The 14,469-nt window shown below is 72.8% G+C and carries 10 protein-coding genes; 4 read left to right on the top strand and 6 right to left on the bottom strand.

From position 1 onward, the window contains the following. Positions 1–322 precede the first annotated feature (322 nt). On the top strand, positions 323–2,197 hold the full coding sequence (locus tag AB0D48_RS26325) for a long-chain fatty acid--CoA ligase (RefSeq protein WP_362401771.1): 1,875 nt from the start codon (positions 323–325) through the stop codon (positions 2,195–2,197). A 407-nt stretch (positions 2,198–2,604) separates the two neighbouring features. Further along, entirely contained in the window at positions 2,605–4,104 is a 1,500-nt protein-coding gene (locus AB0D48_RS26320; RefSeq protein ID WP_362401768.1) for an alpha/beta hydrolase, read from the top strand. Between the two features lie 78 nt (positions 4,105–4,182). Here the strand turns inward: AB0D48_RS26320 and AB0D48_RS26315 are convergent, their stop codons facing one another. Then, the gene (locus AB0D48_RS26315; RefSeq protein ID WP_362401765.1) at positions 4,183–5,334 is read right to left on the bottom strand and encodes a lipase family protein; all 1,152 of its coding nucleotides are present in this window, start codon (positions 5,332–5,334) and stop codon (positions 4,183–4,185) included. Positions 5,335–5,553: 219 nt separating this feature from the next. On the opposite strand from AB0D48_RS26315, the gene AB0D48_RS26310 reads away from it, so the two are divergent. After that, the gene (locus AB0D48_RS26310) at positions 5,554–6,072 is read left to right on the top strand and encodes a hypothetical protein (protein WP_362401762.1); all 519 of its coding nucleotides are present in this window, start codon (positions 5,554–5,556) and stop codon (positions 6,070–6,072) included. A gap of 476 nt (positions 6,073–6,548) precedes the next feature. Here AB0D48_RS26310 and AB0D48_RS26305 read toward each other — a convergent pair whose 3' ends face one another. The 5 genes from AB0D48_RS26305 to AB0D48_RS26285 all read right to left on the bottom strand — a co-directional run bounded on the left by AB0D48_RS26305 (position 6,549) and on the right by AB0D48_RS26285 (position 10,551). Then, positions 6,549–7,559, bottom strand: a complete 1,011-nt coding sequence (locus AB0D48_RS26305; protein WP_362401759.1) for an AraC family transcriptional regulator — start codon at positions 7,557–7,559, stop codon at positions 6,549–6,551. Between the two features lie 65 nt (positions 7,560–7,624). Then, the gene (locus tag AB0D48_RS26300; protein WP_362401756.1) at positions 7,625–8,533 is read right to left on the bottom strand and encodes a hypothetical protein; all 909 of its coding nucleotides are present in this window, start codon (positions 8,531–8,533) and stop codon (positions 7,625–7,627) included. Beyond that, on the bottom strand, positions 8,530–9,528 hold the full coding sequence (locus AB0D48_RS26295; RefSeq protein WP_362401753.1) for an ATP-binding cassette domain-containing protein: 999 nt from the start codon (positions 9,526–9,528) through the stop codon (positions 8,530–8,532). Before AB0D48_RS26295 ends, AB0D48_RS26300 begins: the two co-directional genes overlap by 4 nt. A gap of 195 nt (positions 9,529–9,723) precedes the next feature. Continuing rightward, the gene (locus AB0D48_RS26290) at positions 9,724–10,005 is read right to left on the bottom strand and encodes a hypothetical protein (protein WP_362401750.1); all 282 of its coding nucleotides are present in this window, start codon (positions 10,003–10,005) and stop codon (positions 9,724–9,726) included. A 120-nt stretch (positions 10,006–10,125) separates the two neighbouring features. Further along, positions 10,126–10,551, bottom strand: coding sequence for a hypothetical protein (locus AB0D48_RS26285; protein WP_362401748.1), 426 nt, complete (start codon positions 10,549–10,551; stop codon positions 10,126–10,128). A 592-nt stretch (positions 10,552–11,143) separates the two neighbouring features. Here AB0D48_RS26285 and AB0D48_RS26280 point away from each other — a divergent pair. Then, the gene (locus tag AB0D48_RS26280) at positions 11,144–12,922 is read left to right on the top strand and encodes an AMP-dependent synthetase/ligase (protein ID WP_362401745.1); all 1,779 of its coding nucleotides are present in this window, start codon (positions 11,144–11,146) and stop codon (positions 12,920–12,922) included. Positions 12,923–14,469 lie beyond the last annotated feature (1,547 nt).

The following is a 14,469-nucleotide window of genomic DNA, read 5'->3' as shown; positions in this document are numbered from 1 at the left end:
GCGTCGATGAGGGCGCGGACCAGACGCTCCTCGTCCTTGTCCCACGCGAACGCGTGCTGCGCAGGATCGATTTCCTCCCAGGTCAGCCGCCGCGACGGGGGCTCGGGGACCTGGTTCTCGGGAAGGGCGATGGTGGGCCCGGTTGTACGTCACCCCGTGAGCTTTCCTCCGCTGTCGGTGCTGGCCGGCGAATTAGCAGGGCGGCGGCATGCGGGCGTGGCGTGGAGCGTGGGTGAAGAAGGGGTTCAGGGGGTGTCGGACGAAGATACGGGTCCGTAGATTACCGGCGGTAACGCTCGTGCCGAACCGAGGAGAGTGCGCCGTGGAAGCCGAGCTGAGGCTGGTCAGAGCCGTCGAGCCCGTCAAGACAGTGGTCGACGGGGTGGTGCGCGAGGTGCGAGTGCCCGCGCTCGCGCCCGTTCCGCAGCGGGGCTCGCTCGGGGACGTCCCCTTCGACAACGCCCGGGAGGCCCCCCGCGAGGCGGTCCTGGCGCGCAAGGACCGGGACGGGACCTGGCGTGACGTCACGGCCGCCGAGTTCGCCGCCGAGGTGCTCGCCGTGGCCAAGGGCCTCATCGCCGAAGGGCTGCGCGAGGGCGACCGGCTCGCCATCATGGCCCGTACGACCTACGAGTGGACCCTGCTCGACTTCGCGGGATGGGCCGCCGGGCTGGTCACCGTACCCGTCTATCCGACCTCCTCCGCCCTCCAGGCCCGCTGGATCCTCCACGACTCCGGCGCCGTGGCCTGCGCCGTCGAGGACACCGCGCAGGCGCGGATCATCAGCGCCGAGCGGGCCAACCTGCCCTGGCTGGCGCACCTGTGGGAGTTCGACACCGGCGCGATCGCCCGGCTGGTCAAGGCCGGGGAGCGGCTGCCCGACGCGGTGGTGCACGCGCGCCGGGCCGCCCGTACGCCGGACTCCGTCGCGACCCTCATCTACACGTCCGGCACGACCGGGCAGCCCAAGGGCTGCGTGATCACGCACGGCAACTTCTTCGCCGAGGTGGACAACGCGGTCGAGCTGCTGCACCCCGTCTTCAAGTCCGTCAGCAAGGACCCGGCCTCCACCCTCCTCTTCCTGCCGCTGTCCCACGTCTTCGGGCGGATGGTCGCCGTGGGCTGCCTGCGGGCCCGGGTGAAGCTCGGGCACGCGCCCAGCATCAGCACCGAGGACCTCCTCGCCGACCTCGCCGGATTCCGGCCGACCTTCCTCCTCGCGATCCCGTACGTCCTGGAGAAGGTCTACAACACCGCCCGCGCCACCGCCGAGAAGATGGGCCGGGCGTCGTCGTTCGACCGGGCGGCGCGGATCGCGCAGCGCTGCGGGGAGCTGGTCGGCGGCAAGGCCCCGGGGCTCGGGCTGCGCGCCGCGCGCGCCCTGTACGACCCGCTCGTCTACCGGCGGATCCGGGCCGCGCTCGGCGGCCGCGTCCGCTACATCCTGAGCGGCGGCTCCCCCCTGGGCCGACGGCTCGCCGCGTTCTACACCGGCGCCGGCATCGAGGTCTTCGAGGGCTACGGACTGACGGAGACGACCGGCGCGAGCACCGTCACCCCGCCGCAGCGGCCGAGACCGGGCACGGTCGGCTGGCCGCTGCCGGGCACGGGCGTACGGATCGCGGACGACGGCGAGGTGCTGCTCGGCGGCCGCCACGTCTTCGCGGGGTACTGGAACAGCGGGCAGGGCCTGCCGGCCGGCAGCTGGCTGGCGACGGGCGACATCGGCGAACTCGACGCCGACGGCTACCTCACCATCACCGGCCGCAAGAAGGACCTGATCATCACCTCCGGCGGCAAGAACGTGGCCCCCGCGCCCCTGGAGGACTGGCTGCGGGCCCACCCGCTGGTCGGGCAGTGCATGGTGGTCGGCGACAACCGGCCGTACGTCACCGCCCTGATCACCCTGGAACCGGACGGGCTGCTGCACTGGCGGCAGATGCACAAGAAGCTGGGCGTGCCGATCTATGAGCTGGTGCGGGACGAGGCACTGCTGGCGGACCTCCAGCGGGCGGTCGACGAGGCAAACCAGCTGGTGTCGCGCGCCGAGTCGATCCGCCGCTTCGCCGTCCTTCCGGGCGACTTCACGGAGGCGCGCGGGCACCTGACGCCCTCGATGAAACTCAAGCGGGGCGCGATCGCCCGCGACTACCGGGACCGGATCGAGGAGCTGTACCGGGGGCCGCGCGACCGGTGACCCCCGGTGCGGTGGGCTGCGCCGCGGGCCGGGCTGCCGCTGCCCGGGTCCGACCCGCCGCGGGCCGGGCTGCCGCTGCGCGTGGCCGTCTCCCGCCCCGCCCTTCCACCGTTCCCCGGGCTCTGCCCGGAACCGGTCCTCAAAACGCCGGACGGGCCAAAAACAGCCCCGCCGGGAGGGGGAGCCGCCCGCAGGGCTCCGCCGCCTGACGTGAGCCGGGACGGGACTGGGCAGGCGGGGGCCCGGGCAGGCGCTTATGGTGGGCAGACTGGTCCGGGGGGCCGCCCGAGGAGGGTGCAGTGCATCCGAGTCCCAGCCCCAGTCCCAGCCCCAGTCCCAGCCCCAGCCCCAGCCCCCGCCACAGCCTCCGGTACCGTCGGCGCCCCCGCTCGCGTACCGCCGCCTGCGTGCTGCTGGTGGCCGGCCTCGGGGTCGCCCCGGCCCCCACGGCCGCCGTCGGCGACCCGCTGGAACGTTTCCACGGGCAGCGCATCCGGTGGGGGGACTGCCCCGAGAAGCCCGTGCCCGCCGGGATGCGGTGCGGGACCGTCCGGGTTCCGCTGGACTACGCCGCCCCCGCCAAGGGCACGGTCGAGATCGCCCTGGCCCGGATACCGGCCTCCGCTCCCAAGGAGCGCCTCGGCTCGCTCCTGCTGAACTACGGCGGCCCGGGCGGCCCGGGCATCGCCGGCCTGGCCGCCGACCCCACGTCCCTCGCCGACCTCAACGAGCGCTACGACCTCGTCGCCTTCGACCCCCGCGGCGTGGGCCACAGCGAGCCCGTCTCCTGCGCCGGCTCCCAGCAGACCGGCGACGAGGTCGCGGGCGACGCCGCCGCGCAGCTGGCCGCCCTGCGCGCCGTGGTGCGGCGCTGCGAACTCGCCTCCGGCCCGGTCCTCCCGTACATCGGGACCGTCAACGTCTCGCGCGACATGGACGTGATGCGCCAGGTGCTGGGCGACCGCAAGCTCAACTACCTCGGCTTCTCCTACGGGACCCGGCTCGGCGCCGTGTACGCCGCGCAGTTCCCGGGGAACACCGGCCGCATGGTCCTCGACGGCGTCGACACCCTGACGGAACCACTTGCGGAACAGGCCCTCATGACCGCGCGCGGTCAGCAGCGGGCCCTGGACCACTTCCTGTCCTGGTGCGCCCACAGGGAGGGCTGCGTCTACGGGAGCAACACCCGCTCCGCCAGGGAGAAGGTCGACGCGCTGGTGACGCGGCTCGACCAGGAACCGCTGGTCGGCCACGACGGCTCGTACGTGACCGGGCAGGACGCCGTCGGCTCCATCGCCTCCGCCCTGTACTCGCGGCAGACGTGGCCCGCCCTCGCCGACGCGCTGGCGATGGCCGAGCGGAACCGCGACCCGGTGGGGCTGCTCCAGCTCGGCGGGCCGACGGACCCCGCCGAACTCCCCGAGGACGAGGAGCGGGACGACGGGCCCGGGACGGTGCCCGCGGACAACGCCGAGGCCGCCCTCGCCGCCGTGACCTGCGCGGACGACCCGGACCGGTCGAACGACACGGCCAGCCCGGCAGCCATACAAAGGGAATTGGGTGGTCTGAAGGCCGAGTTCCTCAAGGCCTCCAAGGTCTTCGGGCCGCGCCAGCTGATGACGGTGCTCTCCTGCTACGGGCGCCCCGCGGGCACCGACTTCATCCGTAAGATCGACCGCCCGGGCGCGCCGCGGATGCTGCTGGTAGGCACCCGCGGGGACCCGGCGACCCCGTACGAGTGGACGGAGGAGACGGCGGAGCGGCTGGGCTCGGCGGTGGTCCTGGACCACAAGGGCGACGGGCACACCGGCTACGCCACCTCGGCCTGCGTGCGGGAGTACGCGGACCGCTTCCTGCTCGATGGCCGGCTGCCCTCCGGGACGCGGTCCTGCCCCGCCGGAGAGTGACCGGCGGGGCAGGGGGGACAGGGTCAGGTCCGGAGGGCCCGGGCCCAGGGCCGGGCAGGGTTGACGCCCGGACAGTGCCTAGCAGTTGGCGTGGGTCGCCCGTCCGGCGAAGCGGTCCGCGAGCCAGTTGCCGGCCGCCAGGGAGTGGGTGATCACGCCGCTGACGTGCTCACCGACCCAGATGGTGTCGAACTCGACGTTCGCGCCCTTCGCGCACCAGTCGGAGCGCAGCCGGCGGCCCACCCCGTACGGGATCAACTCGTCGGCGAGCGCGTGGTACTGGTACACCGGCGCGGCCGGGGCGGTCCGCCCGAGCCTGCTCTGGTTCAGGCGGGCCTGCCAGTCCGGCTGGGCGAGCGGATCGCGCGTGGTGAGGTCGGAGATCCGCTTGAAGGAGCCGGCGATCGAGTCGATCGCCACGCAGTTCTCCTTCATTCCGGCGACCAGCAGCTTGCCCGCCGGGTTGAGGTAGGAGTCCAGCCGCAGTTCGGGGAAGGCCGCGTCCTGTCCGGCCGCCGCCATGAAGATGAGCCCGGAACCGTAGGAGCCGTTGTTGAACTCGGCCACCTCCAGCAGGTCGCCGGGGACTCCGCCGGTCGCCGTGCCCTTCACCTGCAGCTCGGGGGCGTACGAGCCCTGCAGCTCGGCGGCCCAGCTGCTGGCCTGGCCGCCCTGGGAGTAGCCCATGATGCCGACCGGTCCGCTGACGGACAGGCCCGCCTCGGGCAGGCGCTGGGCGGCACGGGCCGCGTCGAGGACGGCGTGCCCGGCGGAGGGGCCCACCGTGTAGGTGTGCACGCCCGGGGTGCCGAGGCCCTCGTAGTCGGTGACGACCACCGCCCAGCCGCGCAGGGTGAGCTGCTGGATGAGGTTGGCCTCCATGGCGGTGCCGTACGGGAGGTTGTTGCTCGGCGCGCAGGAGTCGCCCATGCCGACGGTGCCGACGGCGTACGTGATGAGCGGGCGCGGGCCGGTGCGGCCGTCCTGCGGGACGACGACCGTGCCGGAAACGGTGTTCGGCGCGCCGTCGGCGGTGGTGGAGCGGTAGTGGATCTTCCAGGCCTTGGTGTTGGTGGGCTGGCCGGGCAGCGGGTGGAAGGCGGAGGGGGCGCTGCTGACGAGGTCGCCGGGGCGGGTGGCGGCTTCTTCGGCCCGGGCGGCGGTGGCGGGGATCCAGGCCGAGACGGCCAGGGCGGCCACGGCGGCGAGGGCGGTGCTGCGGATGCGCATGGGCGGCTCTCCCAAGGACGGTCCGTGTGGGGGCAGGTGAGGTGAAGGTAGTGACCGACCGGTCAGAAGGTCGCTGACCGCGCAGCTCAGCTTTCCTGGCCGGGAATCGCAGGCCTTGTCGGGTGGGACGCGGGTGCTGTACAAACGCGCGACACGCAGGGGCGGGAATCGGCCATCCCGGTGGCCCGAATCTGTCGATTTGACGTGCACACAACCGCCTTGGGGGATTCCGTGGCCGCACGCGGGGAGAAGTTCAAGCAGCGGGCGACGCTCAGCCTCGTCCTCGCAGGGCTGGCCCTCGGCCTCTTCTTCTACGTCGGCAGCGCCTCCCAGAAGCCCGCGGGGTGGGGCGCCGCGTACGCCTTCGGCACGGCCACGACCGTCGAACTGCCGTCACGTTGCGGGACGGAGAGCTTCGTCCGGGGTGGCGGCGGGGGCGGGGACGGGAGTGGGGGCGGGGGCGGGAGCCGGGCCACCGCCAAGTGCGAGGGCACGCGGTGGACGGCCCGCGGGGTCGCGCACACCGGGACGCTGTACGCGTACGCCGACCAGATCACGCGCGACGGCGGCGGCAAGCTCGCCTTCGAGGGCGAGGCGCGGGTGCTGGGCGACCGGGCCTACGGCAGGCCGGAGACCTGGGAGACCGCCCTGCACCTGGGCACCCTTGCGCTCGCCGCGCTGGGCTTGGCGGGCCTGCCGCTGTCGGCGCTGGCCGCCCTTTTCACGCGCCGCCGCTGATTGTTGCCGGGTCTTGCCGCCTCAATCGCCGGCGGGGCATTGGGGGTCGCCTCACACGCCGGCGGGGCTGGAGTTGCCGGTACGCGGCAGTCGGCCCGCGGTGGACAAGGGTGCGGCGCCGTTGCGGGGGCTCCGCCCCCGGGCTCTCGCGCCTCAAACGCCGGCGGGGCTTGGGGGTCGCCTCAAACGCCGGCGGGGCTGGAATTGCCCCTGCGTGGCACCCAGATCGCCTGGCAGGGCATTGCGCGGCTTACGGCCGCCACATGCAGGCGTACGCCGACCGAATTCAGCCCCCCAACGTTTGAGCGCGGGGGCGCTTGCGCGGCGGTGTCGCAGGTGGGGACCGGGGCGGCCTGGCCCGGCAGGGTACGGGCGGAGCCCGGGGGCTCGCGCGGTCGGGCCGCAGGCGGCGATCCCGGTGGCCTTGCCCCGCAGGCGGCGATCCCGGCGGCCTTGCCCCGCAGGGTAAGGGTCCGCTACCCGCCCGACGCGATCCGGTACGCGCCCGGCGTGGTGCCCGTCCACCGCCGGAACGCCCGGTGAAACGCGGTGTCCTCCGAGAAGCCCAGCCGCGCCGCGAGTTCCGCGATCGGCTCACCGCTCTCCGCCAGGCCCGCGATCGCCGCGTCCCGCCGCACGTGGTCCTTCAGCTGCTGGAAGGACGTCCCCTCCTGCTGGAGCCGCCGCCGCAGCGTCGCCGGGGACACCGCGAGCCGCGCCGCGACCTCTCCCAGCTCGGGCAGCCGCGGCGAGACGCGCAGTTGCTGGGTGAGGGCCCGGCGCACCTGCTCCGCGACCGTGGTCCCGTACTCCGGCCGCGACAGCAGGTCGAAGGGGGCCCGGCGCAGCATCGCGTCGAGCGCGGGCTCGTCCCGTACGAGCGGCGCGGTCAGCCAGTGCGCGTCGAAGGCGGCGCCCGTACGCCCGGCCCCGAAGCGGACCGGGCAGTCGAACAGGACCTCGTACTCGTCCTTGTGCGGCGGCGGCGGATAGCAGAAGGCGGCGTACGCGAGCGGGATGCGCCGGCCCACCAGCCAGCTGCTCAGCCGGTGCCAGATGGCGAGCACGCACTCGGTGAGGAAGCGCTCCTCGTCCCGGGCGAAGTCGTTGCGCACGGTGAACCGGGCTTCGGCGCCCTCGACTTCGAGCGCCAGCTCCGGCCCGCCGGGGAACAGCCCGTAGAACGCGGCCGCCCGCGCCATGGCCGCGCCCAGATCCCGGCAGCCGAGCGAGGCGTAGCACATCATCGCGAAGGTCCCGGGGCGGCTCGGGACCGCGCTCAGGCCGAGGAACTCGTCCTGCGTGGTGCGGTACAGCGCCCGGAACAAGCGGGCGAACTGCGCGGGCGTGATCCGCGCCCGGTCGTCGCCCAGCAGCAGCGGCGGGATCTGCGCCTCCTGGAGCAGCGGCACGGTGTCGATGCCGCTGCCGCGGGCCCCCGCGAGCACGGCACGCACATGGTGCACGGTGATCGTCCGCCTCCCCATGGGACCGACGGTAACTCCCCGCGCCGCCGGGCGATACGGAAGCGGCGGCTCGGGGTGAGGCAGGATCAGCCGGTCCTGGCGTCCCGGCGGCAGTACGCCCAGCACCCGGCCGCCGCGATCACGGCGGTGTACAGGCAGAACACCGCCGTGGCGGTACCCGAGGACAGATGGGACCCGACCAGCGCCTGTGCGAACGGCCGGTCGTCGGCCGGGTAGGCGGAGACATCGGTCAGCATCGCCCGGCCGGCCGCGAACGGCATCCAGTCGCCCACCCCGTCCAGTCCCGGCAGGTAGCCGAGCGCCCCGCCCGCCAGCCGCTCGACGATCAGCGGCCACATGCACAGGACCAGCACCGGGATGATCCGGCTGCGCACCAGGGACACCAGCGCCAGACAGAACAGCGCCCAGCAGCCCATCCACAGCGTGAAGCGCAGCACCGGTACCACCACCCCGCCCCAGGCGGGCTGCGGGGCGCCGCCCGCGGCCAGGACGGCCGAGGAGGAGAGGGCCCCGAGCAGGGCGCTGCCCGCCGCCGTCGCGGCCGCCACCAGGAAGCCGACCAGGCACTTCGCGGCGTAGGCCGTGCCCCGGCCGTTGACCGCCAGCCACGTCGTACGGGCGCCCCCGCGCACCAGGTCGGTCGAGACCGGGCCGGTGCCCAGGACGAGGAGGAAGAAACACAGGGCCGGAACCTGCATCGCGAGCGGGGTCCACGCGATCACATCGGCCATGGTGGAGGCGCTGACCGGCCGGTCCTCGTCGAGGTCGAGCAGCACGGTGATGCCCGTCAGCAGGCTCAGCACCGCCACGATGCCGAGCAGGATCCACGTCGAGCGCAGGCCCGCCAGATGCCGACCCTCGTACCGGCAGGCCCTGCGGAAGGCCTCCGTGGGCGAGACGGCCACGGGGGTGCGGGGCAGGCGGCCGTCGACGGGGGGAACGGCCGCGGGGGCCGCCGGTGCTGATGACCTCACGAGATCTTGAACTCCTCTTCCGCGATGCCCAGGTAGAACTCCTCCAGGGACGGACCCGCCTCGTGCAGCCAGTACAGCGGCACGGCGTTCTCGGCCGCGAGGGTGCCGATCAGGACCCGGTCCACTCCGGTGATGTGCGCGCAGGCGCCGCCCTCGGGACCGGTGGTGCACTCGGGACCGGTGGTGCACTCGGGACCGGTGGTGCCGGTGGTGCCGGTGGGGGTGAGGCGGCCGCCCCGCGCCTCGACGAGCGCGGCCAACTTCGCCAGGTCGGGCGACTCCACGCTCACCACCCGCCGGTCGGCCGCGCGGGCCAGCAGCTCCGCCATCGGCGCGGAGGCCGCCACGCGGCCGCGCGACAGCACCACCACCCGGTCGGCCAACTGCTCCATTTCACCCAGGAAGTGACTGGAGACGAGGACCGCCCGGCCCTGGTCGGCCTGGGAGCGCAGGAACTCCCGCAGCCAGCGGATGGAATGGGGGTCGAGCCCGTTCGCGGGCTCGTCGAGGACGAGCACGGGCGGATCGCCCAGCAGGGCCTGGGCGATGGCGACCCGCTGGGACATGCCGAGCGACAGCTGGTCCAGGCGCAGCCCGGCCGCCTCGGTGAGGCCGACGGTGTTTAGGAGTTCCCCGACGCGTCGGTCCGGTACGGCGGAGCCCGCGGCCACCATCCGCAGGTGGGTGCGGACGCGATGTTTCGCATGGCCCGCGACGCCTCCCAGGACGGCGCCGACGACGGTGCCGGGCGCGCCCCAGGCGCGCAGCGGGCGGCCGAGGTAGGAGGTCCGGCCCTCACCGTGCAGCAGGCCCAGCATCAGCTGGATCGTGGTGGACTTCCCGGCCCCGTTCGCACCGACGAAGCCGGTCACTTCGCCGGCCCGGAGGGTCAGCGAGACGTCGTCCAGAACCCGTTTGGTGCCGAAGGACCGGCCGAGGCCTTCCGCCTCGACCAGCACACCACCCGGCTCCGAATGGCTGGAGCGGTGGTTCATGTAGGGTCTCCCTGCGTTATCGCAAGGGGGAGGAAGCCCGCACCCGGCGACCTGAACAGGCGTGGAAACCGAAGGGTTGTCACCCACGGGTTTCTTCCCCCGATTGACTTGCTCAATTGTGACGTGAATTCGGATCCGGTTTCGGATGTCGTTTTGGGCGCCGTTATGGGCGCAGTTTTGGATTCGACTCCGTGCTCAGCTCCGGACGAGCCATATCAATTGCACGGCGAAAACCGCGTGCGCGAAAACGCAGACGGCCCAGGAGAAGGGTCCGCGCATCCCGTGCCGGGTCACCGTCGCCCAGCCGGCCGCCAGCAATACGGCGGACAGGGCGCAGGACACCCAGGAAATCACGAGCCACGGCGTGGAATGGTCGGTGAACTGCCTGATCGCCGTCGCCGGCACGAGCGTCAGCAGGGGCAGTGCCCACGTGCTCTCGCCGGCCGCGCGGGGTCGGGCGGACTTGGTGTCGGTCATCCCGGACGCTCCGTCTCTGCGTGCTCTGCCTGCTCTGCCTGCTCTACGTGTCTCCGCCTGGCAGGTAGCGGGCCGGGGCCGCCCGGGAAGACCCGGACGGACCCGGCCCACGCCACTCGATCAGTGGAGGGCGTTGTAGATCTCAAGGAGCGTCAGGCCCGGGGAGATGGCTGCGAGAGGCGCACGCACCCACCAGGACAGGCCGTCGTACCACTTCTTGAAGTCGCTGTACTTGCCGGCGATGGCCTTGGCGAAGCCGCCGACCTTGCTGAAGGCGGCCCGGATGGCGCTCCACTTGCTGGCAGCGGAGAGCTCGCCGTTGACTATCTTGTTCATCTCGGTCCGCTCGGCGGACGAGAGCTCGGCCGCCAGCGGGCTGGCCAGCAGGGCGCGCGCGGCCTGCTGAGCCTCGGCCTGCTGGGTGGCCGAAACCGTCGGGGGCGCGGCCACGGAAGCCGTGGAGGCCTGGGCCAGGCCCGCGCCTCCCCCGATGGCGATGGCGGCGACGACCGAAACGGCCGCCATCCGCAGGGTGTTGCGATTCATTTGATTCCCTTGCGTTGTCGCAAGGGGGAGGAAGCCCGAGTGGGCGACCTGAACAGGCGTGGAAACCGAAAGGGTCCCCCCTGGACTTCTTTCCCCCGATTACTTGGTCGTTGCCGAGCCGCTCCTGGTCAGGGAGAAGTCCGGCGGTGCTCGGTACCCCTGCTTCGGGGCGCCGGGCACACCAGAACGTTACCTACAAGGCGATCACTTGACCACTGGCGAAACGGCCAACGAGTAAGGCCTGCAGCGGTGTTCCTTACGCCTACCTGCGCATTCCCGGATCGGACGGCGCTTTACCTACGCATTGCTTGGCCGGAAGTTGTTGGTTGTGGCCGGAATGAATCTCCTGTGGCGTGTGGGGCAAACACCGGATGGACACTGGACGCACACCGAACGCGCACCCCGAAGAGCGGGCGATGGGCGGGAGACAGGCTGGAGATGGGCGGGAGGCGAGCGGGCGGTGGACTGGAGGTGGGCGGGCGATGGGCGGGAGTTGAGCGCTGCGGTCAGCGGGGGTGACGCTTCCGGTCATGCCGCCGGGCCGTCCCGGCTGCCTAGCATCGGGGGTCACCAACCCCCGGGGAGGCATGCGATGGACGGTCGGCCGAGCACGCTGGCGGAGTTCACCCAGTGGACCGAGGCGCGGTACGGGCCGGAGACGGCCCTCAGGTTCCGGGCGCCGGACGGCGGCTGGCAGACCCGTACGTACGCGGAACTCGGCGCGGAGGTACGGGCCGTCGGGCGCGCGCTGCTCGGTCTCGGGGTGGCCGCGGGCGAGCGTGTCGCCGTACTGGCCGAGACCCGGCCGCAGTGGACGTACACCCACTTCGGGGTGCTTGAGGCGGGCGCGGTCCTCGTACCCGTGTATCCGACAGCGGGGGAGGAGGAGCTCGCCTGGGTGCTGGCGGATTCCGAGGCGGTGGCCGTGGTCTGCGACGACGAGGCGCAGACGGTACGGGTCGAGGCGCTGCGGGGGAAACTGCCCGCGCTGCGGGCGGTGGTGGCGATGGACGCGCTGCCGGCCCTGCCGCAGGTGCCGGAGCCCGAACTCCTCGCGCGCACCGCAGCCGTCGGAGCGGAGGCAGACGCGTCGATCGTCTACACCTCGGGCACCACCGGCCTCCCCAAGGGCTGCCGTCTCACCCACGGGAACCTCGGCGCGATCCAGGACGCCACCCTCCCCCTGGTCAAGGGCGGCCCGGGCGACTCGACGTACCTCTACCTGCCGCTCGCGCACCTGCTGGCCCAGCTGATCCAGTTCACGACGCTGCTGGAGGGCGGGGAGCTCTGCTACTTCGGCGGCCGGATCGAGGACGTACTGGCGGAGCTGTCGGTGGTCCGGCCCACGCACCTTCCGTCCGTGCCACGGCTGTTCGAGAAGCTGCACTCGGTGGTGCTCGCGCTCGCGGAGTCGCAGGAGGGTGGGCGGGAGCGCTTCGAGGAGGCGGTACGGGTGGGGTTGCTAAAGGCGGAGGGGCGGCTGCCGGAGGAGCGGCGGGGGGAGTACGAGGCGGCCGAGAAGTCGCTGTACTCGCTGGTCCGGGGCGCGTTCGGAGGCCGGCTGAAGTGGGCGCTCACCGGCGGCGCCCCGATCGCCCCGGCGACCCTGGACTTCCTGCGGGCGTGCGGGATCGAGGTGTTCGAGGGGTACGGGATGACGGAGTCGGGCGGCGTCATATCCCTCAACCACCCCGGCGCGGTGCGCTACGGGACGGTGGGCCGCCCGATCGCGGGCTGCGAGGTGCGGATCGCGGAGGACGGGGAGGTGCTGGCGCGGGGGCCGATGGTGTTTCCCGGCTACCACGCGAACGCGGCGGCGACCGCCGACGCCCTGGACGCGGAGGGCTGGCTGCACACAGGCGACCTGGGGGAGCTGGACGGTGACGGCTTCCTGCGCATCACGGGCCGCAAGAAGGAACTGATCATCACCTCGGCGGGCAAGAACCTCACCCCGACGGAGGTCGAGTTCGCCATCCAGCGCTCCCGCTACGTCTCCCGCGCCGTCATGATCGGTGACCACCGCCCGCACCCGGTCGCGCTGATCACCCTGGACTCGGAGGAGATCACTGCCTGGGCAGCCCGCGAGGACCACGACCTGGGCCCCGTCCCGTCCACACACCCCGGCGGTCCACGCCCTGATCGAGGCGGCGGTGGCGGAAGCGAACGCCACGGTCTCCCGCCCGGCCCGCATCCGCGCCTTCCACGTCCTCCCGGAGGACTTCTCGGTCGAGGCGGGGACGTTGACGCCGACGCTGAAGCTGCGGCGGGGGGTTGTGGCGGAGCGGTATGCGGGGGTGATCGGGGGGTTGTATGGGGGGTGAGGGGGGGGCTGGGCTTCGGGGGGCGGGGCGGGATCACGGCGGGTTGCTGACCTTGGGCGGGGGCGGGGGCGGGGACGGGGACGGGGGGGCGGGGGCTTCGGGCGGCGGGAGCCGCTTACTCGGCGGCGGGGGAGTGGGGCGGGGCTTTGGTGGGGCGGGAGCCACTGATTCGGCGGCGGGGAAGTGGGGCGGGGCTTTGGTGGGGCGGGAGCCACTGATTCGGCGGCGGGGAAGTGGGGCGGGGGCTTCGGGCGACAGGACCCCAGCGGAGCGGCATCAGAGGGGGTGGCGGGGGCTTCGGGTTGTCGGGAGCCGCTTACTCCGGATCAGGGTGGGGCTGGGGGTTTCCCGTCCGTCCCATCGTCTTCCGGGTCGGGCCGGTCCCTCAAGGGCGCTCCTTCGTCGCGTCGCTTCGCGATGTCGCTGCGCTCCACCCTTGACCGACCGGCCCGACCCGGAACATTCGAGGACAGACGGGAAGCCCCCAAAAGAACGGTCACCAGTGTTCGAGAGGGGAGCAAGGGCCATCAGGGACGCAGGACCCAGTCCCCCCAGGGCCAGCCGAGCCACCTCACCGCCCCCGGTCAGCGGTGGGGGCGCGGGCAAGGGCAGACACCCACACGGCCCGCATGGAAGAGATTCCGGGTCGGGCGGGCCCAGCCCGCACCGGGCAGCGGTCAGAGAGCCCTCGGGGTCGGGCAGGCGGGCAGACGCGTCAGATCGCTACGCGCTTCTCGCCGCCAAGCGTCCGGCGGCCGTCTGGGGCTGGACATAAGCCGCCCACGATCACTGCAGACGTCTACCGGGCACGCGGCTGCGGGCAGACGCGTCAGATCGCTACGCGCTTCTCACGGCCAGGCGTCCGGCGCCCGTCTGGGGCTGGACATAAGCCGCCCACGATCACTGCACACGTCTCCCGGCACGCGGCAGCGGGCAGACGCGTCAGATCGCTACGCGCTTCTCACGGCCAGGCGTCCGACGCCCGTCCGGGGCTGGACAAAAGCCGCCCACGATCACTGCGGACGTCTCCCGGCATGCGGCTGCGGGCAGACGCGTCAGATCGCTACGCGCTTCTCGCCGCCAAGCGTCCGACGCCCGTGCGGGGCTGGACAAAAGCCGCCCACGATCACTGCGGACGTCCCAGGGACGCAACTGCGGGCACTTTGCCCCCATTTGGATGCGAGTTGAGGGTGAGTGGATCACTTCCCGGAGTAGGAGACCGAGAAATCCGGCACCACACTCCCCCAGCCGTCCTTTTGTGCCCCCGCACTACCCGCACAGCGCCCGCCAGCGTGCCCGCACAGCGCCCGCCATCGTGCCCGCAAGGCGCCCCGCCAGCGCGCCCGCCCGGCACCCGCCGGCGTGCCCGCCCGGCGCCCACCACCGGCCCTTTCTGCTCTTTTGTGGTGCCGGTAGACGTCTTCCTGTACCCCCAACTACCCGCAGACGCCTGACGGGAGTGCTCAGGTGAGGGGTCGGGCGGCTTATGACCAGCCATATGACGGGGTGGTCGCCGCCGGGTCACCTCAGCTGTGTAGCGATTGGTGGCGGCCTGTTCCCAGCCCCAGACGGGCGCCGGACGCCGAGACGTGAGGAG

Origin of the sequence: Streptomyces sp. NPDC048269, from assembly GCF_040652395.1 — a bacterium.
In the GTDB taxonomy this organism is placed as follows: Bacteria; Actinomycetota; Actinomycetes; order Streptomycetales; family Streptomycetaceae; genus Streptomyces.
Note: the sequence above shows the minus strand (reverse complement) of the source record. Positions and strands in the feature narration are given on the sequence as shown.